The sequence below is a fragment of the Streptomyces sp. NPDC005070 genome (genome assembly GCF_053600395.1).
The window spans coordinates 1-19,767 of the sequence record NZ_JBSFZS010000132.1 but is presented as its reverse complement, the minus strand read 5'-3'; the positions used below and the strand labels follow the sequence as shown (position 1 = coordinate 19,767).

15 protein-coding genes and 2 pseudogenes are annotated in these 19,767 nt (G+C 70.0%); 10 read left to right on the top strand and 7 right to left on the bottom strand.

Going from position 1 to position 19,767, the window contains the following annotated elements; all coding sequences use genetic code 11:
• Positions 1–117 precede the first annotated feature (117 nt).
• Together ACWEBX_RS31340 and ACWEBX_RS31335 are read right to left on the bottom strand one after the other, a co-directional pair.
• Positions 118–1,240, bottom strand: a pseudogene (locus tag ACWEBX_RS31340) (IS630 family transposase).
• A pseudogene (locus ACWEBX_RS31335) lies at positions 1,229–1,372 on the bottom strand (calcium-binding protein); the annotation flags it as partial. The pseudogenes ACWEBX_RS31340 and ACWEBX_RS31335, both read right to left, overlap by 12 nt.
• Here ACWEBX_RS31335 and ACWEBX_RS31330 point away from each other — a divergent pair.
• The 3 genes from ACWEBX_RS31330 (at position 1,372) to ACWEBX_RS31320 (ending at position 4,055) form a co-directional block, all read left to right on the top strand.
• Positions 1,372–1,665, top strand: coding sequence for a hypothetical protein (locus ACWEBX_RS31330; RefSeq protein WP_451888164.1), 294 nt, complete (start codon positions 1,372–1,374; stop codon positions 1,663–1,665). The pseudogene ACWEBX_RS31335 and the gene ACWEBX_RS31330 overlap by 1 nt on opposite strands.
• Before the next feature lie 47 nt (positions 1,666–1,712).
• Complete coding sequence (locus ACWEBX_RS31325) at positions 1,713–2,033, top strand: ArsR/SmtB family transcription factor (RefSeq protein WP_451888163.1); 321 nt, start codon at positions 1,713–1,715, stop codon at positions 2,031–2,033.
• Positions 2,034–2,366: 333 nt separating this feature from the next.
• Positions 2,367–4,055 (top strand): LCP family protein, encoded by a 1,689-nt coding sequence (locus ACWEBX_RS31320; RefSeq protein ID WP_451888162.1) that lies wholly within the window; start codon positions 2,367–2,369, stop codon positions 4,053–4,055.
• A 13-nt stretch (positions 4,056–4,068) separates the two neighbouring features.
• On the opposite strand, the gene thpR is transcribed toward ACWEBX_RS31320, so the two are convergent.
• Positions 4,069–4,665 (bottom strand): RNA 2',3'-cyclic phosphodiesterase, encoded by a 597-nt coding sequence (gene thpR / locus ACWEBX_RS31315; RefSeq protein WP_451888161.1) that lies wholly within the window; start codon positions 4,663–4,665, stop codon positions 4,069–4,071.
• Positions 4,666–4,736: 71 nt separating this feature from the next.
• On the bottom strand, positions 4,737–5,960 hold the full coding sequence (locus ACWEBX_RS31310) for a saccharopine dehydrogenase family protein (protein WP_451888160.1): 1,224 nt from the start codon (positions 5,958–5,960) through the stop codon (positions 4,737–4,739).
• Between the two features lie 126 nt (positions 5,961–6,086).
• On the opposite strand from ACWEBX_RS31310, the gene ACWEBX_RS31305 reads away from it, so the two are divergent.
• From ACWEBX_RS31305 to ACWEBX_RS31295, 3 genes are all read left to right on the top strand, one after another.
• Positions 6,087–6,830, top strand: a complete 744-nt coding sequence (locus ACWEBX_RS31305; protein WP_451888159.1) for a TetR/AcrR family transcriptional regulator — start codon at positions 6,087–6,089, stop codon at positions 6,828–6,830.
• Positions 6,831–7,220: 390 nt separating this feature from the next.
• Complete coding sequence (locus ACWEBX_RS31300; protein WP_451888165.1) at positions 7,221–10,421, top strand: TIM-barrel domain-containing protein; 3,201 nt, start codon at positions 7,221–7,223, stop codon at positions 10,419–10,421.
• A 135-nt stretch (positions 10,422–10,556) separates the two neighbouring features.
• On the top strand, positions 10,557–11,693 hold the full coding sequence (locus tag ACWEBX_RS31295) for an ABC transporter substrate-binding protein (protein WP_451888158.1): 1,137 nt from the start codon (positions 10,557–10,559) through the stop codon (positions 11,691–11,693).
• 110 nt (positions 11,694–11,803) lie between these two features.
• Here ACWEBX_RS31295 and ACWEBX_RS31290 read toward each other — a convergent pair whose 3' ends face one another.
• On the bottom strand, positions 11,804–12,223 hold the full coding sequence (locus ACWEBX_RS31290; protein ID WP_451888157.1) for a VOC family protein: 420 nt from the start codon (positions 12,221–12,223) through the stop codon (positions 11,804–11,806).
• Between the two features lie 309 nt (positions 12,224–12,532).
• Here ACWEBX_RS31290 and ACWEBX_RS31285 point away from each other — a divergent pair, with 309 nt between their 5' ends.
• The 3 genes from ACWEBX_RS31285 to ACWEBX_RS31275 all read left to right on the top strand — a co-directional run bounded on the left by ACWEBX_RS31285 (position 12,533) and on the right by ACWEBX_RS31275 (position 14,837).
• On the top strand, positions 12,533–13,213 hold the full coding sequence (locus ACWEBX_RS31285; RefSeq protein ID WP_451888156.1) for an adenosylcobinamide amidohydrolase: 681 nt from the start codon (positions 12,533–12,535) through the stop codon (positions 13,211–13,213).
• A 125-nt stretch (positions 13,214–13,338) separates the two neighbouring features.
• Positions 13,339–13,854 (top strand): AMIN-like domain-containing (lipo)protein, encoded by a 516-nt coding sequence (locus ACWEBX_RS31280; protein ID WP_451888155.1) that lies wholly within the window; start codon positions 13,339–13,341, stop codon positions 13,852–13,854.
• A gap of 224 nt (positions 13,855–14,078) precedes the next feature.
• Positions 14,079–14,837, top strand: coding sequence for a hypothetical protein (locus ACWEBX_RS31275; RefSeq protein WP_451888154.1), 759 nt, complete (start codon positions 14,079–14,081; stop codon positions 14,835–14,837).
• Positions 14,838–14,944: 107 nt separating this feature from the next.
• On the opposite strand, the gene ACWEBX_RS31270 is transcribed toward ACWEBX_RS31275, so the two are convergent.
• A complete protein-coding gene (locus ACWEBX_RS31270) occupies positions 14,945–17,323 on the bottom strand; it encodes an ADP-ribosyltransferase domain-containing protein (RefSeq protein WP_451888153.1) in 2,379 nt (792 codons plus the stop codon).
• A gap of 293 nt (positions 17,324–17,616) precedes the next feature.
• Positions 17,617–19,209: an alpha/beta fold hydrolase gene (locus ACWEBX_RS31265; RefSeq protein WP_451888152.1), complete on the bottom strand. Its 1,593-nt coding sequence runs from the start codon at positions 19,207–19,209 to the stop codon at positions 17,617–17,619.
• A gap of 161 nt (positions 19,210–19,370) precedes the next feature.
• Between ACWEBX_RS31265 and ACWEBX_RS31260 the strand changes: the two genes are divergently transcribed.
• The coding region (locus tag ACWEBX_RS31260; protein WP_451888151.1) for an RNA-guided endonuclease InsQ/TnpB family protein at positions 19,371–19,767 on the top strand (397 nt) is incomplete at its 3' end.

Here is a 19,767-nt window from a genome sequence, read left to right as displayed (position 1 = left end):
GCTTGCGCACCGCATGCCAGCAGGCATCGGCACAAGGGCACGGTCCTACTGGCCCTGTACCTCGGCCCTCGCTCAAGTGGCCTGTTGCGCGACGAGACTCGCCTAGCTAGTGCCGCATCAAGCAACGTTCGCCCTGCCGACGACGGCGCGTAAGCGCTGGTCGTCGGCGCGGCGGTTTCGCCAGACGATGTAGCGGCGGATCATGCTGCCCTGCTCTTTGTGGCTGGCGTGGTCGGTGCCGTCGAGGGTGAAGTAGCGCAGGGCGGTGAACTGGGCCTCAATGCGGTTGAGCCAGGAGCTGTTGGTCGGGGTGTAGGCCATCTCAACGTTGTTTGCCGCAGCCCAGGTGCCGACGCGCTGGCACTTCTTTGTGGTCAAGTGCGGGGAGAAGTTGTCGCTGACGATCGCGATCCGCACCTCTCGTGGGGTAGAGCGTGCGGAGGTAGCGGCAGAACTCCAGGAACTGGGTCCGCCTCTTGATCGGCTTTATGTGGCCGTAGAACTTGTCCTTGGTCAGGTCCAGGGCGGCGAACAGGTGCCGGACCCCGCCGTAGCGGTTGTAGGTCGCCCGGCGCCGTCGGCGGGGCTCACGGTCGGGGTCCATGTGTTTGCCTCCGCGTTCGGCCCACTGCCGGCCCGGGTGGGGCATCAGGTTGAGCGGCTCGAACTCGTCCATGCAGAAGATGACTTCGGGTTCGCCGTCCTCGGGTATGACCTCGCCGTCGGCGATCGCGTAGAGGTGCTCGACGCGGGCCTTTTTGGCCGCATAGTCCGGATCGCGGGAGGCCTTCCAGGTCTTCAGGCGTTGAATGGAGACGCCTTCCTCGCGGAGCAGGATGCGCAGGCCCTTGTGGCTGATGTCGTCGACCACCCCCTCTGCGACCAGGAAGTCCGCCAGCTTGGTCAGGCTCCAGGTCGAGAACGGCAGCTCGTGCTCGGTCGGCTTGGACTTGGCGATCTTCTTGATCTCACGTCGTTCCGGCAGAGTGAACGTCTTCGGCCGACCACCGGAGTACTTCGGATACAGCGAGTCGAAGCCGTCCGTGTTGAAATTGTGGATCACGTCTCTGATCCGGTCGGCGCTGGTGAACGACACCTCGGCGATCCTCGCCACCGGCATGCCCTGCGCGGACAGCAGAACCATCTGGGCCCGCCGCCAGGTCACCACCGGCCCGGCGCCCCGGCGGATGATCCGCAGCAGCCGCCGGCCCTCGTCACCATCGATCTCACGAACCTGCACCGGCTGGGCGGCGTAGCCCGTGTAGGTGTGGGTGTCCCAGTCGGCACGGGACAGCGGGCCGGTGACCGTCAAGGTCCTGCCTTTTTTGACCGGTTCCGGAGAGGCGTTGACGGTCAACTTGGGGGAGCGCCGTGCCGGCCTTTCCGGGCAGGATCGCCGCGGTCGAGGCACCGTGGGACGGCGACACCGTGCACGGCTGGTTCGTGGTGCTCGTCGCGGTCCTGGACGACCCGGCCGGGGACGGAAACCTGGCGATCGTCCACCAACGGTGCGGCGGGCCCCTGCCGGGCGCCGCCGCCACGGAGGCGGGCCGGGCGCTGGCGGACTTCCTCGCGGTGCCGTTCCACTTCGCTTCCCCGGACGTTCCCGACGACGAGGCACCGCGCTGGCGAACCTTCCGGAACGCGCCGGGTCCCCGGACCTAGACTGGGGCGGCGCACGAGTGAGGCCGTGAAGTGAGCGGGTGAAGGCTGTGACCGGGAACGCCGGTGGTGTCGAGGATCCTTCCGCCGAGGTTCTCGCCGACGCGGCCGCCGCGTTCGGGCTGCTCGCCTCCTCGGCCCGGCTGCACCTGATGTGGGCGCTGTCGCAGGGCGAATGTGACGTCACGGGTCTCGCCGACCGGGTCGGTGGCGCGCTTCCGGCGGTCAGCCAGCATCTGGCCAAGCTGAAGCTGGCCGGCCTCGTGCGGTCCCGCCGCGAGGGCCGGCGGCAGGTCTACTACGTCGACGACCCCGACATCGTCACCGTGGTGAGGGTGATGATCCGGCAGCTCACCGCGCGCTCACGGTGAGTGCGGAGGGCCGTCGTCCCGTTGCGCAGACAGCACGCCTCTGCGGCTGCTCGGCGGCCCCGCGTGGCCGGATCCCGGGCAGCCGCGGAACGGAAAGGCCCGATCCGACGTCTCCCTTCAGGAGACGGTTCCATCAGGCGTCCCACCGGTGACATGAGATGCCTCACGCGTGAAACGCCGGAGGATTCCTGCCGACCGGGCCGTCACTTTGTTAGATTGCGCAACTACGCAACCCGGACAGATGCCCGCTTCATCCGCCCGTAGACCGCAGTACCGGCCGCCGTACCTCTGAGGGACGGGGCCGACGGGCCCGAGTGTTCATGGGAGTGGGAGATGAGCGACCCGTGGGACGGCTCGGGCGGCCAGGCGACACGGGACCGGACGTCCCAGGTGCCCGGACAGCGCACCAAGCGGCCTGACGGGACCAGACTCCCGGGCGACCGGTTGACGTCCAGAGGCCGCTCACACGGCGGCAAGCGGGCGCACCGGGGACGCGGTAGGCGGGTGCTGAGGACCGCCGGGATATGTGTCGCGCTCCTGGTGCTGGGCACGGCGGGCGTCGGCTGGTGGTTCTACGAGCACCTGAACGGCAACATCGACACCCTCCCCCTGGACGGGAAGGGCGGCACGGAGAAGGCGGACGCCTTCGGCCGTACCCCGATCGACATCCTGGTGATGGGCTCGGACGGCCGGACGAGCAAGGCGGACTGCAAGCTCGGCGGCGGCTGCGCCCGGACCGGGGTGCAGACCGGCAGCAACGCCGATGTGCAGATGGTGGTGCACGTGTCCGCGGACCGCTCCAACGCGACCGTGATGAGCATCCCGCGCGACACCATGACGCGTGTCCCGGCCTGCAAGGACAGCGAGACCGGAAAGTCGACGGCCGGCTACTACGGGCAGATCAACAGCGCGCTGCAGTACGGCCCGGCCTGCCAGGTGGCGACGGTCCACCAGCTCACCAGCATCCCGATCAGCCACTTCGTCAAACTCGACTTCTCCGGCGTGGTCAAGATGTCCGACGCCGTCGGCGGCGTCTCCGTTTGCGTCAGCGACAATGTGTACGACACCTACTCGCATCTGAAACTGTCCAAGGGCAGCCACACGCTCAAGGGCGTCGCGGCCCTGCAGTTCGTCCGTTCCCGGCACGGCTTCGGCGACGGCAGCGACCTGGGCCGTACCGTCTCCCAGCACATCTTCCTCAGCGCGATGATCCGCAAGTTCAAGAGCGCGGGCACCCTCACCGACCCCAGCGCCGTTTACCACCTCGCCGACGCCGCCACCAAGGCGCTGACCGTGGACGAAGGCCTGGGCTCCGTGAAGAAGCTGATCGGGCTCGCCTCGGACCTGGACAAGGTCCCGACGAAGCGGATGACGTTCACGACGATGCAGACGGCTCCCGACCCCGCCGACAAGAACCGTGTCGTGGTGGGGGCGGGCGCGAAGAGCCTGTTCGCGACGATCGCCGACGACAAGTCGCTGACCACCGCGTCGGGCAAGAAGTCCGCGGCGGCCTCCGCGACCAAGAAGCCCGGCGCCTCGGCCGTGCCCGCCTCGCAGGTCGCCGTGACCGTGCAGAACGGCACGGGGATCACCGGCCGAGCCTCCGTCGTCGCGGCCGCGCTCACGGGGAACGGCTTCAGTCCGGAGACGACCACGGCCAACGCCCCGGTCTCGGCCACCACCACGACCCTCACCTACGGCACCGGTCAGAAGGGCGAGGCCCAGACGGCCGCCAAGGCCCTCGGGCTGTCCGCCTCGCATCTGAGGCAGGGCACGAGCCCGGGTCTGGTCCTGGTGGTCGGCAGCGACTGGCCCAGCGGCACCACCTACCCCGGCGGATCGTCGTCGTCCGCCTCGGACGACGGCAAGAACGCGGTCGCCGACGCCCACGCCTCCACCGCCGACGAGGCCAAGACCTGCGCGAAGGTCAGCCCTTACAGGACGGTCAGCCTCAATGGAGTCCCCATGACCCCGGCGCAGGCCTACGCGGCGGCCCGCAACAAACCGGACTCCGACGAGTAAGGGGATCCGCCCCTCAGGAGTCGGGGGAGTTCCCGTCGCCGAGGGGCCACGACGCGATGTCGCGGTAGTGGATCGGTCCGCTGCTGCGGCCGACGTTGCTGCCGACCAGGTGCAGACGTTCGGCGGGCCACTCGCGCCCGGTGAACCCGGCGAGTCCCTGGGCGATCTCGCCCGTTGAGGACCGGTCTCCCCTGCGGGCGCGGGCCAGCGTCAGATGGGGGCGGAAGGGTCGTTCCTCGAAGACGATCCCGCAGTCCCTCACGGTCGTCCGCACATCCGTGGCGAGCGCGTGCAGTTCGTCGAGGTCTCCGTCGATTCCGCTCCACAGCACACGGTCGTCGAAGTCGCCGCTCCCGCGCAGTGCCAGGGAAGGGGGCCGGCGGGCCGCCGCGAGGCCGGCGAGAGGCGGCCGCAGCAGAGCAACGGTCCCGACCGGCAGCTCCCCCAGGAACGCCAGGGTGATGTGCCAGTCCTCGATGCGGTTCCACCGCATGTGAGGGTGGGTGCCGTAGGCGGGGCGCAGCTCCCGGGCCAGTTCCTCCTTCGCGTGGTCAGGCGGGGCGAGGGCGATGAACAGGCGGACGGTCGCGGGCGGAGTCTGATCATGCACAGCAGACTTCATACCGCACCTTCCGCCGGTGACGACGCCCTCGCCGTGTGCCGTGGAGCACGCCCGGAAGCTCAGCCCTCCTCGCGCAGGCCCCACGGCGAGCCGTACTCGTTGAGCAGGTCGAGGAAGGGGCGGGGCGGCAGGGCCTCAGGGCCGAGGACGCCACTGGCCGACCAGGCTCCGTCCGCGATGAGTTCGAGGGCGATGACGGGGTTGATCGCGGTCTGCCACACCACCGCCTGGGAACCGTACTCGCGCATCGACCACTGGTTGTCGACCACGTGGTAGAGGTAGACCTCGCGGGCCGAACCGTCCTTGGTCCCCTTGACCCAGGTGCCCGCACAGGTCTTGCCGGTCATGCGGTCGCCCAGCGTGGCGGGGTCGGGCAGACACGCGGCGACGACATCGCGCGGGGAGACCTCCACCGGCCCGTTGTCCGAGGGGACGGTGACCTTCCTGGTGGAGTCCAGACCCAGCTCGTGAAGGGTCTTCAGCTTGGCGATGAAGTCGTCGCCGAGGCCGTACTTGAACGTCACCCGTCGGGCGTCGACCCAGCGGGGGATGAGCAGCACCTCCTCGTGCTCGACGTTGACGCACTCCACCGGACCGATGCCCTCGGGGAAGTCGAAGACCTCCGGCTCACTGAAGGGGGCCGTGGTGAACCAGCCGCGGTCCTTCTCATAGACCACCGGGGGATTGAGGCACTCCTCGATGGTCGTCCAGATGCTGAAGGACGGGGCGAAGTCGTAGCCCTCGACCGTGAGGTCGGCGCCGTCACGGACACCGATCTCCTCGATCTCGTCGAAGAGTTCGTCGGCCGCGTACCGGGCGAAGACGTCCGACAGGCCCGGCTCCACGCCCATGCCGACCAGCGCCAGCCGTCCGGAGCGCTCCCAGGCGTCGGCCTGTTCGAACTGCGCGTCGCCGAGCTTGACACCGCACTGCTCGTACGGGTCCGTGGCGTGCGGCGCGGACAGCGACATCGCCATGTCGAGATAGTGCGTTCCCGCCGCGCGGGCCGCGTTGAACAGAGGCATCACGAACCGCGGATCGGTCGCGTTGAGGAGCGCGTCGCACCTCTGCTCCGTGAGCGCACGGCGTACCGCGTCCTGGTCGGTGGCGTCCAGGCGCATCGCGCTGAACCGGTCCCCGTGCTCCTTGAGGGCCGCCACGGCGGCCTCGGCGCGAGCGAGGTCGTAGTCCGCGACGACCATGTGGGTCAGGAAGTCACGGCGGGCCGCGATCCGAGTGACGGCGGTGCCCACGCCGCCCGCGCCCACGAGAAGTACTCGCATGTCACACACCTTTCGTCGCCGGAGACGAATGCCTCCGGGCTGGACAGATGCAACGGGATGTCCTCGGTTAAGGTCAATCATGTTGGCATAAGGATCGTCGGCGCGCGGTGAGCAGGAAGGGTCGGCATGGCGAAACAGGTGGTGCCGGAGACGGAGCGGCGCAGACGCCGGCCGACCCGGCAGGGCACGGTGCTGTCCGAGAAGCTGATCGTGCAGACGGCGTTGCGGATGCTGCGGGAGCACGGCAGCACCGGACTGACGGCACGCAGACTCGGTACGGCACTCGGTGCCGACCCGAGCACCCTGTACCGCTACTTCGCCGGACTGGACGACCTGACCAGGGCCATCGGCGAGGAGCTGACGGGACGGGCGCTGGACACCTGGACGGCCACCGGAGAGTGGCGGGCCGACCTGAGGGCGCTCGGCCAGGCCATTCACGCCTCCTACCTCGCCCATCCCCAGGCCGCCGTGCTGACCGCCAGCCGGGTTACCGGCCGGCCGCGGGAGATCGCGGTGGACGAGACGATCCTGGGGATCCTGCGCGGCGCGGGCTTCCCGGACGTGGACGCGGTCGTCGTCTACCACGCGTTCATCGACCTCACCCTGGCCTTCGCGGCCCTGGACGCCGGGTCGCTGGCGCTGACGGACGAGGCCCGTGTGGCGGACGAGGAGATGTGGCAGTCCACGTACGCCGAACTGCCCGCGGACACCCACCCGCACATCGCGGCCACCGCGCGGCTCCTGGCCGGGCGGATGACCCACAGCGCCTACCCCGTCGTCCTCGACACCCTGCTGAACAGCGCCGCCGAACAACTCGCCTGGGCCCGCGCCCGCCGCTACCCCGACGCGACGAACGCGCGAAAACCCTGAGGCGGAGGCTTATGCCAACGCCGCGGACAGCGCGTTTCGGCCGACAACTCCGCGGGAGGCTCTATGGACACCGTGAGAGCGGACATGCTCTGATTCCCAGGTTGATCTCCTCGGGCGCGGGCCGAAGACCCGTGCCATCCCGCACCGCCGCACCGCCGCACCGCCGGAGGATGCCGCAGCCCGAACACTGCTCGCGAGCGGTACGACACCTCCGGATCTCGACCGGCACAGGGGGCGAGCCTCCCTGCTGAGAGCAGATCGGATGCGAGTATGACGACCGCGTCAAGGACATCAGAGACCGCAAACGCGTCGAGGGCGTCGAGTAGGCGCCGGCTGAGACTGGTACGACGGCGGGTGGGCGTCGCCGCCGCACTCGCCGTGTCCGCCGCCATGACACTGACCGGAGCCGACTTACCGGCCGCCGGTGACGTGCACACCCTGGGCGTCCCGGCCGTCTCCTCGGGGAACGCCCGCTTCGAAATCCTCTCGCCCACGCTGATCCGTACCGAATACGCGGGCGATCAGAAGTTCACCGACGATCCGACGTTCAACGCGATCGGCCGCGACGGGTTCGAGCCGGCCGCGTACAGCGCGACGACGTCCGACGGCTGGCTCACGATCAGGACGAGCGCGATGAGCCTCCGCTACAAGGTTGGCTCGGGGCCCTTCGACGCCCAGAACCTCTCGACACAGTCGGTGGCGGGCGGCGCCCCCGTGACCGCCGCTCCCTGGCAGCGCCTGACGTGCGCGCTCGGCGCCCTGTGCGAGGCCGAGAGCCTGCGTCTCGACGGGGTTTCCGTCGCCTCGGACCACGTCGGCCACACCGGGAGCGGATTCGCCGCCGGATTCGAGGGCACCGGCGGCTCGGCATCCGCTGACATCGATGTCAAGGACGGCGGGACTTATCAGTTCGACCTGCGCTACGCCAACTCCCGTGGCGGAGACGGTCAGACCCGCACCCGTACGCTCACACTCACCGTGGACGGCGCCGCGGCGCAGACGATCTCCCTGCCGGTCACGGCGAACTGGGACACCTGGAACACCACGTCGGCGAGCGTCCGGCTGGGCGCGGGTCACCACACCCTCGCGCTGACCAGGACCACCGTGGACTCCGGCGATGTCAACGTCGACAGCGTCGCCCTCGTCCGCCCCGGCGACACCTACCCGCCCGTCTCCAGCACCGCGATCCTGGACTGCGCGTACGGCACGAGCTGCGAGGCGGAAGCCGGACGCGTCGGCGGTACGGCGATCACCGCCACCGATCACCAGGGATACGCGGGCAGTGGCTTCGTCGGAGACCTCCACCAGGGATCGAACCTGACGACCCACGTGGTCGGCGTGCCCGCCGACGGCGTCTACACCCTCCGGGTCCGGTACGCCAACGGCGTCGGCGGCGACGGCCTCCACCAGCAGCGCACCGCCACCGTGTCCGCCGCCGGCACCAGCACCGCCCTCACGTTCCCGACGACGAAGGACTGGGACGACTGGCAGACGGCCTCGCTGCCCGTCACCCTCACCGCGGGCACCGACGACATCACCCTCAACTGCCCCGACACGGCGAGCTGTCACATCAACGCGGACACCGTCTCGGTGGCCGCCTCCGGCGCGACCGCGCCCCCGCCGCACATCGCGCTCGGCGGATACCGCCGAGGCCTCGACGGCGTGACCGGCAACGAGAAATCCGTCCCCACCACGCCCGGCCTGCTCAACCGAGACGGCTGGTACCTCCTCGACGACACGTCGTCGGCGGTGTACGACGCCACCGCTCACCAGGCGACCCCCCGCCCCGGCCACGGCGGCACGCCCTACCAGGACGGCTACGTCTTCGGCTACGGACACGACTACAAGCGGGGACTCACCGACCTCGCCACGCTGACCGGCCCACCCGCACTCCTGCCGCAATGGGCCTACGGCGTCTGGTACTCGGAGTACATCGACCGCACCGCGGCGGACTACGAGAACACCATCCTCCCGGCGTTCCGCGCCGAAGGAACACCGCTGGACGTCCTGGTGACCGACACGGACTTCAAGGCCGTTAACACCTGGAGCGGTTGGGAGATGGACCCCGCCAAGTTCCCCGACCCCCAGGGCTTCTTCGACTGGTCCGCCGCGCAAGGACTGCGCAACACCCTCAACGTGCACCCCAGCATCCTCGCGTCCGATCCCCAGTTCGCCCAGGCACAGGCCACGGCCAAGGGCAAGCTGACCAAGGGGGGTTGTGCCTCGGGTGCCGCCGTCGAGAACAACTGCTACACGTTCGACTTCGGCGACCCGGACCAGCTCAAGGCGTACATGGACCTGCACCGGACCATGGACCGGCAGGGCAACGACTTCTGGTGGCTCGACTGGTGCTGCGACGCGTCGCAGTCGTCGCTGCGGGGCGTCACACCCGACGCCTGGATCAACCAGCAGTACGCCACCGCCAGTTCCGCGAACCTCGGCCGCGGATTCGTCCTCTCCCGTGCCTACGGCTCGCTCCAGGCGGCCGGATACAGCGGCCAGCAGGGACTGCCGACCGGGCCGTGGGCCGACAAACGCAGCACCGTCCACTTCACCGGCGACACCTCCTCGACCTGGGGCGCGTTGAAGTTCGAGGTCGGCTACACCCCCGGAGAGTCCGCCGCGACCGGGATGGCGGCCATCACGCACGACATCGGCGGGCACAACGACACGACAGGGCTGACCGGTTCGGAGAAGTACACCGAGGGCGGACAGAGCCGCACCACGCACAAACTGCCCGACGACCTGTACGCCCGCTGGGTCCAGTTCGGTACGTTCCAGCCCGTCGACCGGCTGCACAGCAACCACAGCGACCGGCTGCCCTGGCAGTACGGGCCCGCGGCCCGGCAGTCGGCCGACAGGTTCCTCAACCTCCGCGAGAACCTGGTGCCTTACACGTACACGCTCGCCGAGGAGGCGAACCGCACCGGCGTGCCCATCGTCCGCCCCACCTACCTGGAGTACCCCGACGAACCCCAGGCGTACGCCACCGCCGGCAGCGAGTACTTCTACGGCTCCGACCTCCTCGTCGCGCCCGTGACCACGCCGGGAACCTCCGCCACCACCTCGGTATGGTTCCCGCCCGGCCGGTGGACGAACTACTTCACCGGTGAGACCTACACCGGCGGGGGCACCCGCGACGTCACCACCGGCCTGGACTCCATGCCGGTCTTCGTCAAGGCGGGCGGCATCCTGGCCACCCGCACCCACGACGTGACCGGCGACGACAAGAACCCGCTCACCGACGTCACGCTCACCATCGCCGCCGGTCGGGCGGGGTCGTTCCACCTGTACGAGGACGACGGAGTCACCAGCAAGAAGAGCAGGAGCGCCACGACGACGATCCGGTACCGGCAGAAGGGGGAGCGCCACACGGTGTCGATCGGTCCGGCGCGGGGCTCCTTCCCCGGTCAGGTCAAGAACCGCCGGTGGACGATCGCCCTCATGGCGGCGCACGCCCCCGCCAAGGTCTCGGCGACCGGCGTGAACCTGTCCCCGCAGGCGTACCACTGGGACGCCGGCTCGAAGCTGCTGACGATCACGCTGCCCCGCCGCAGCGTGCGCGCCCCGATCACCGTCACCTGTCAGTAGGAGTGCAAGTAACCTCCTGGAGCGACCCAGGTCCGGCCGCGGAGTGGCACCACACCGCTCCGCGGCCGACCGCCTCGACGGCCCGACCTGGCGCCCACGGAGCGCAGTACACGGTCCACAGGGAGACACCGACACATGCCGCCGCCACCCACACCGCCCGTCTCCCCGTCGGAGTCGACGTCCGCGGGCACGCGGACCGACCGATCCTCCGTCCGGATCGGCGCTCTCGTACCGCTGACCCGGCCCGGCTGGGCCGAGGCGGGCCGCCATCTGCTCGCCGGACTCGAACGGGCCGTAAGTGAGGTCAACGGCACCGGCGGGATCGCCGGGAGACCCCTCGAACTGGTCGTACGGGACACCGCGGCCGATCCGCGCAAGGCCGCGGCGGCCGTGGACGAACTCGCCGGGCTGGGCGTGGCCGCCCTGGCGGGGGAGTATCACAGCGTCGTCGCGCGCGCCGCCGCCACGAGGGCCGATGCCCTCGGTGTGCCGTTCCTCTGTTCGTCGGCGGTTCTCGACACGCTGACCGAGCAGCCGACGCCATGGGTCGCGCGGCTCGCCCCGGCGCAGTCCCACGGCTGGAGGATCTACGCGGACTTCCTCCTCGGCGCGGGGCACAGCCGCATCGCCGTGGCGGCCGAACCGAGTGTCTACTGGGCGTCCGGGGCCGGCATCCTGCGCGACCGCCTCGCCCCACACGGCGGTTCCGTCGTCGAACTCGACATGCGGGCGCTGACTCCCGCGGCCGTGTGCGACGAACTCGTCGGTCAGGGCGTGACGGCACTGCTTCTCCTGGTCGGGCATCCGGAGCCCGCCGTGTCCATCGTCGAGGCGGTCCGCCGCGACAAGCGGCTGCCCGGGATGATGATCGGCGCCCCGGCAGGGCAGCCGGAGTTCACCGAATGGGTCACGCGGTCGGGCGCCGACGGAACCGGCGTCCCGTTCCTGCGGTATCTGTCGGAGCGTCTGAGTTCCCTGGGCGCGCGCGTCGAGTCGGCTTTGCGAGAGGAGCTGGGCCGGGCGCCCTCCTTCGTCGCCTTCGAGGGCTACGACACGGTCAACGTCCTCGCGGACATCCTGCGCTCCCAGGGCACGGACCGGGCGGACATCGCCGCGTCCTGGCCTGTTGTCGACGTCGAGGGGACACGCGGGCGGATCCGGTTCTCCCGCGTGCCGGGCATCGGCGTCTGGCAGTGGGCGTGGGCACCGGTCCAGGTCGTGGAGCGGGACGGGGCCGACCTCGATCAGTTCCGGGTCCTGCACTCCGGTTGACTCCGGTCAGCTCGGGGTGGGAGGGCCCCGGCCACCCCGCACGGCGGCCGCTTGCCGCGCCGGGTGGCCGGCGAGACCCGGGACGGGCCGGGAAGGGACCTCCGGACGGCTCAGGCCGAGGGAGCGGCGGTGATGTTGACCATCCACTCGACGCCGAACCGGTCCGTACACATGCCGAACGTGTCGCCCCACATCTGCTTCTCCAGCGGGACCGACACCTTGCCGTCGGCGGACAGCTTGGCCCAGTAGCCGCGCAGGTCCTCGGCGTCGTCGCCGCTCAGACTCACGGCGAAGTTGTTGCCCGCTTTGCGTTCCATTCCCGGCGGGACATCCGCGCCCATGATGGTGAAGCCGTTGGGGGCCTCCAGCATGCCGTGCATGATCTTGTCGGCGAATCCGGGCGGCGCCTCGGAACCGAAGGCGCCGAACTCGCTGAGCGCCAGCTCACCGCCGAAGACCTCCTGATAGAAGGTCAGGGCCTGCCTGGCGTCACCGGAGAAGCTGATGTAGGGATTGAGACGAGAGCCCACGGAAGATCCTTTCGTGACGGTACGTCGGAGATGCACCCTAGCCGTGACACGCTCGGCTGCCAGGTATCCGAGCCCGACGGCGCGCGCTGGTTCAGGCGCGTTCGGTGGCCGTGCCGGTGCCGCCGACGGGCGCTTTCTGCCCGTGGCACCGATGCCGGGCGGAGGGATGCCGCCCGCCGGCGCCTACCGGCTCGACATGCGGAAGCTGACCTCTCCTCTGGGAGCCCTCGCCGGCCACGGCGCCAGCGCAGTAGGAGGCTGGCCACGCGTACGATCAAGCCGTTCCCCCCCCGCAAGGAGTTCCGCCCGGTGACCGCAGTCGTCCCGCCGCCGCGACCCGTCGCCGGTCTCATCCGCGTGCAGCGGCTCCCCCGTGTCGAGGACGGCGACGAGTTGAACGCACTGTTCTGGCGGGCGGGCGCCGGATGGCGGATGATCAGCAGCGCGGTCCTCGGCGGCGGCATCGCGGAACGCGAGTGGGTCCTGAACGCCCAGGTCTCCCACGGCTACCGGCGCACCGACCCGGCCCGGCACCTCGCCGAACTGGCCCGTGCCGCCGGCGCGAGCGGGCCGGGGGTCGGCCTGATGACGGCTGCCGACGTCAGCCGGTACGCCGACGCCCACGACAGCGGTGTGGACGCGGTCGTGACAGCGGGAGTGGGGGTACGGGGCTGGGCCGCGGCCCCCGCCGAGCCCGTCCGCCATCCCGCGGCGCCGGGCACGATCAACATCGTCGCGGCGCTTCCCGTGGCACTCGGTGACGCCGCTCTGGTCAACACGGTGAGCACGGTCACCGAGGCCAAGGTGCAGGCCCTGCTCGACGCCGGGTACGACTGCTCCGGCACGCCCACCGACGCCGTGTGCGTCGCCGCCCGTACCCCGCGTCCCGGGGAAGAGGCGCACGCCTTCGCCGGGCCCCGCTCCCTGTGGGGTGCCCGTCTCGCGAGGGCCGTCCATGCGGCCGTGCGTTCGGCAGCCGCCGGAGCGTGATCCCGGTCGCCGGGGCGCGGGCGAACGCCCAGAACAAGTCTCCGGCAATGCAACCGTTCGGCCCCTGAAGGTGTCTACGCTAGTGAAATAGTGTGTCCCCTTCACCAGGAGCAACTGGGGGCGTCATGCACCATCACCCATCCCGCACAGCCATAGTCGCCGGCACCCTTCTCGCCGCCGTCGGCGCCACGATCCCCGCCTCCGCGGCCGTCACGCCGAACGCGGCCGCCACGCCTACGTCACCCGCCCGTGTCGTCAACGCCCGCTGGGCCGGACACTGCACCTACGACCGGCTCGTCATCGACATCCAGGGCGGTACCCCGTCCGTCGCCGTGAGCCGGGTCAGCACCCTCCGCTACGACCCCTCCGGCAGGAAGGTCCCGCTCGCGGGGAAGTACTTCCTGAACATCAGGCTCTCTCCCGCGGTCGCGCACAACAGCGCCGGCAACTCCGTGTACCGGGGGCCCAAACTGGTGAAGATCCCGTTGTACAAGCTGAAGGGCCTGGCCCTGACCGGGGACTTCGAAGGAGTCGTCTCCTTCGGAACCGCGTTCCAGACCAAACCCTCGTACAAGGTGCTCAAGCTGCACAGCCCCGAGCGCGTGGTCGTGGACTTCAGCCACACCAACCGCTGCGGCTGACGGCTGGCAGCTGTCTCGGTCGGCGAGCCCGGATCCTCTGCCGAGGTCCGGGCTCGCCGCCGTTCACGCCCCTTTCGGCCGGGTGCCGATCGCTGAGGTGTGCAGGTCGCGCAGGTGCTCCGCCCCACTTGTGTCCCGCCGCGTCCCACTGTTCCCTTCTCGTCCGCCAACACCGTGGTGCAGACTGCTCGTTGACGTGCAGACGAGGGCGGGGGGAGCCGGTCGTGCGGCAGGATCTGGTGCTCAACCTCGTGGCCTCGTTGTTGGCGTTCGGCGTGGGTTGGCTCGGCCGCACTCTTGTCCACTACTACCGGACGAGGATGCCGGCGGCCCGCGTGTGGCGGCTGGACCGCGACCGGCGTGTGGTGATGGTCGTAGGGGAGTCGGGTGGGTCGACCTCCGCGTACCCGAAGATCCCCGAGACCGATGCCCTCGCGGCCATGAATCTGCGGCAGTTCCTCTCCCAGGACCTGGGGCTGCACGAGGCGGCGACCGTCAGGGCCACGGCCTTCGCCATGGCGTCGGACGCCGAGGAGAACCTGGTCGTGATCGGCGGGCCGGTACACAACGGCATCTGGACACTGCTGACCGACCGGCTCGAACCGCCGTACGTGTTCCGGCAGTTCCCCGAGGAGTACCGCATCGTCGCCGTGGACACCGGCGAGGAGTACGGCGAGTCGGACGTGGACACGGCGACCCTCGTGGACCACGCCGTCGTCGTGCTGGCGCACAACCCCTTCGCGGCCGGGAGCCGCCTGATCATGATCGCGGGCTGCGCCCTCCTGGCCACCTCGGGTGCGACCCAGCTCTTCGCCCGCGGTGAGATCCGCGCTCTGGCCAAGGCGTACGACACGACGTCGCCTCTGGCGCTCGTGGTGCGGGTGGAGAGTGTCGGCGGATACGTGGGCCGGCCCGAGGTCGTGGCGGCCGCCAATTTCACCCAGGCCCTGGCTACCCGCACTCGGGCCACGCGCACTGTCTGATCTCCTCGGCCCGGCCGACAGCCCTGCCGATATGGGCTTCTGCCACGTGGTCGCCGGGCGCGAGCGTCCGGCGACCACGACCGTGGCCCTCGTGAACGAGGGGTGGTTCAGGAGACCACGGGAGCTACGTCCGTGACCTCGCTCAGCCGGACGGTGCACAGCCCGCGGGATTCGCTCTTCACCTCCGTGACCTTGAGCTGGGTACCTGGCGTGAGGATGTATTCCTCCTCGCCGGTGAAGGCGGAGAAGCGTTTGATCCCGACCGCCCGGGCCGGCGTCACCTCGAAGAGAGTTCGCTTGCCGCGACTGCCCAGGAACGCCCTGGCCACCGTCAGCTCGGAGGTACAGGAGGACACGCCCCACCAGGTCACTGTCCGGCCCACCGGATACTGCGCCCGAAGATCCAGCGACACTCCGCGCCACAGCGGTTGTGTGTAGGCCGGCAGCTTCGAGACCGCCGAGAACAGCAGTCGCAGGTACGGCAGGTAGGGCATGACCCTGGTGCGGTCGGGGGAGCGCAGAACGCTGTTGATCTCGCGGTAGAAGGCCGACTCACAGGTGTAGAGGTGGAGGGCGGCGATCGCGTCGGCGGACGGGCCGACGACGGCCACCTGGTCGGCCCGCCTCTTGCCGAAGTCGCGGGAGCGCTGGATGTGCCCGGCGAGCCCGGACAGCGCCGCGGAGACCGGGGCGACGGCGTCCTGGAAGTCCATCAGCGGGGTGTCGAAGACTCCAGTGATCGCGGGCAGGACCAGGCCCTCGTCCTTGACGCTGGTGAGGCGTTCCAGGTACAGCTGGTGCAGGTTCATGGTCGACTCGATGAAAGCGCCCATGCGCGCCGCGACACCCCCGTTCGCGTCGCCCGCGCCGACCACCGTCCCGTTCCACCCCTTGCTCGGCAGCCAGTCGATGCCGTCGGCGCCCAACGAGGCCAGAGCGTCGTTGACCTGGGTGAAATGGTCGCCCTCGCAGAAGATGTCGCCCTGCGCCGCCGGGTTGGCGTGGTCCAGGTGCCGCACCTCGACGTCCGGGTACTTCTGCTGGAGCCGCAGGACAACCCGCTTCAGGCTGCGGGCGTGCGCCCCCCACCACGCGAACACGACCCCGCGGTCCTCCTCGGCCGCGTCCTGCTTGGCCTTGAGGATTTCCTCGACGATCCGCTCGGCGACCGGCCGCCAGAACGCCGTGTGCTGGTCGGCCCCCATCGCCCCGTCACCGCTCGCGGTCAGAGACGCGTTCAGCAGGAGCACGCCCTGTGTCAGCATCGCCTGGAACCACTCCGGCGGCTGGACCGTGTCCCGCTCCTTCAGCAGCGCCCGCACGTCGGCGATCGGCGTTTTCTTGACGATGCCGTACTTCCACATCGCCGCCGCCTTGATGAGGCACCGGATGCTGACGACCCGGCCGAACTGACTGTCCTTCCAGTCGCTGAAGGTGTTGTCGAACATGGCTATGCCGGTGGCGCTCTCGGGCCGCGGATACGGGTTCTGACCGAAGACCACGACCTTCCACTTGTGCGGCGGGTTCGGCTTGAGCGCCTGGAAGGTCAGCTCGCGGACCGGGACCACCTCAGAGCTGCGGCCCTTCCCGATGAACCGCGCGGCGTCCGGCTGCGCCTCGATGACCGGCTTCAGCAACGGGAGCCAGGACTCCCCGCCGCCGTCGAAGAGCCCGGTCAGGGCGAGGGGGTCGTTCGCACCGGGCTGGGGCTGCGGCGGCTCGCCCGGAGCCGGGACGCCGGTGATCGATCCGGTCATGGCGGAGGCGCTTTCGTTCGTCGCGTCAGAAGGAGAGGAGGGACTGGGAGTTCCTGGCGCCGGCATGGCGGACGCCGGTGGCACGATGCGTACCCGCTGGTCGACGGGCGCGTTCTCGATTCCGTGCGACTGGGAGATGATCGTGGAGCGCAGCTCGTCGTCGTCCTCGAACCAGTGGTCGTGGAAGAGCGTGTAGCCGGTCCACATCAGATTGGCGCACACCCGCGCCGGTACCTGGCCGGTCTGCGCCCCCAACCCGACCAGTGCCACGGACCGGATGCTGCCCGGCTTCTTCCGGTTCTGCCGGTGCACGGCCTGGAAAGCAGCCGCGCACGCCAGCGCCACGTTCAGCGTGGCACTCACATTCTGCGAGGACCCCAGCATCGTCGGCGTCGATATCAGGTAGCGGGGAACGGCCGCGCCGGACGGGACGCAGACCGCGCTGCCCACCGGCATGGGTCCGGCGAACCGGTCACGGATCGCCCGCTGGACGCGCACCTGGATGCCGGACCCCAGGTACCGCTTGATGACGGCGTCGACCCCGCCGTCCATGCGGCCCCGGGAGTTGGTGGGGGTGACCCAGGCGTCGACGTCCTCGTCGAGGATCGAGCCCTTGCGGATCTCGATGCCGGGGGTGTCGGCGAACGCGGCGCGCCACGCCTCCACCACACGCTCGTTGACGTCCGTCAGCACCACCCTGAGTGCGGGCAGCACACTGCTCTCGGTCATCGTCCACTCCTGTCGTGCAACAGCGGTTCCAAGACACCGAACGTATCGCCCACCACTGACAACGCAGCTCGGCCAAGGGGTCCATGACCTGCCGTCAGACGACGTTCGCGGTACGCGCCGAAGCATCTGCTCGTGCTCCGGCCCGCCAGGTCTTCCGAGAAGGGCACATGGCCGATGCCACAGCCCAACGTCGCAGGCAGCGCGGCAGGCGCAGCGCGAAGGGGCGGGCGAGCGCCGTGACTTCCGGCTGCTCGCCCGCCCCGGTCCCCTGGAGGGGAGTGCTGGGTCGTCTTCTACGGCGCGATCTCGAACTGCGGGGGCCGAAGACCCGCGAGGCAGGACGTGTCCGCCGACGTGGGCGCGTCGAAGAACGACTGGGTGATCGTCTGCGCGCAGGGTGATTCGGCGAAGGCCACATGAGCGACGTACGGGACGGTCACGGTGGTGGCGCGGGGCAGGGTGCGGGCCACGTAGGGGCCGTTGCTCGGCGCGGTCTGCGCGTCGAACCCGGCCGACATGACCAGGGTGGGGATGTCACTGCGCACCACGCTGCGGACGGCACGCGGTTGCGCGGGGACGTTCCAGGCGCGGCAGTCGTCGTGGAGGAACGGGAGCTGCGGCGCGCTGGCGAGGACCGAGCGCGGGAACGTGGGGAACACGCGCCGTCCCGCCCGGAGCACCTCGGCCTCGGTCTCGTACGGAGTCCACTCGCCGCAGAAGACGCCGTAGGAGAGCCCGTGCGCGACCCGGCCGACGGCCTGCGGGCTGAGCTTGCCCCCGGCCCACTGCTCGGCGATGCGCTGCGGGTTGCCGTGCGCCAACTCGTCGATGGAACGCGGCACTCCGGGCGCCACATGGGTGGCGGAGGTCAGCCAGGTCACCAGGGTGCCGCCGTCGATGACGACCTTCACCGGTCCGGGCTGTCCGGGGACGGTGACGTGGGTGGTGACCGGATGGGCTTCGAGCTTGCTCACCAGGCCCTGGAAGGTCCTCGACAGATGGGGGTAGCGCCGGTTGCACGCGGGCTGCTGCGCACAGGCCGCGAACAGGCCGTCGAAGCCCTCGCGCGCGGCCTTCCAGGTGACGGCGCCCCCGGCCAGGGACGGCGGCAGCACACCGTCGATGCCGACGGACCGGACGCCCTGCGGGTGCGTGCGCATGTAGGTCAGCGCCAGGTCCGTGCCGTACGAGATGCCGAACACGTTCCAGCGTTTGATGCCCAGGGCGACGCGGAGGTCGGCGTAGTCGGCGGCGCTCTCGGTGGTGTTGTAGGCGCCGAGGTCCTTGGTGCGCCGCACCAGTTGGTCGCGGCAGGTTCGCGTCGCCTGGACGTGCAGACGTCCGGTGGAGGGGGCGTCGTAGACCAGGCCGACGGCGCGGGCGTTGAACTCGTCGATGTTCGGGCAGGTGAGCACCGGATCGGCGGAGTAGGTGCCTCGCTGGGACATGAAGATGACGTCCCGGTCGCGGTTCAGGCCGCCGTCGACGGCCAGTTGGACCTCGGAGACGGCGTCGTCGCCGGGCCCGCCGGCGAACCATACGATCGGGTCGGACGCGTGTCTGCGGGTGGCGGCCGGCACGATGGCGACGGAGAGGGTGATCTTCCGCCCTCGGGGGCGGGAGCGGTTCTCGGGCACGGTGAGGGTGCCGCAGTGCGCCCCGTCCAGAGCGGGGACGGGGTCCGCGGTCCGTGGACAGGGGCCCGGTACGAAGCGGGAGTGGCCGGCGGTCCGGGCGACCGTGCCCGGAGTTGTCGTGGCGCCGGGGTCGGCCTCGGCGGGGGAGGCGGCGAGTCCGGCGACCAGAAGGCCGGCCGTGGCCCCCGCCAGAGCGGCCGGGAGCCGTCGCGCGGTGCTGCGCCGGCGAGGCGGACGGATGGACATCATCGGGTTTCTCCTTCGTGGATACCCCGGCCTTCAGGCCAGGGAGGAAACGAGGCTCCTGCGGAGCAGGGCAGGGAATGCCGGTTCGTCGGCGGGGCGGACCGGCGTGGACCGCCCACCGGCCGACAGCCGTCACTTAGAGGGAATTTGATACCGTGTGAGATATGGCGCAGCGGGTTAAGCGGGCTTTCAGGTACCGCTTCTATCCGGCGGCGGAGCAGGCGGCCGAGCTGTCGCGTACGTTCGGCTGTGTCCGTGTCGTGTACAACATGGCGTTGGAGGAGCGGACCCGGGCCTGGTACGGCGAGCAGCGTCGTGTGTCCTACGCGCAGTCGTCCGCCGCGCTGACGCGGTGGAAGAAGAGTGAGGATCTCGCCTTCCTGGCGGAGGTTTCCTCGGTGCCGTTGCAGCAGGCGTTGCGGCATCTTCAGACGGCTTTTGGGAACTTTTTCGCCAAGCGGGCCATGTACCCGCGGTTCAAGTCGCGGAAGAAGTCGAGGGCGTCGGCGGAGTACACCCGGTCCGCCTTCACGTGGCGCGGTGGACGGCTGACCTTGGCGA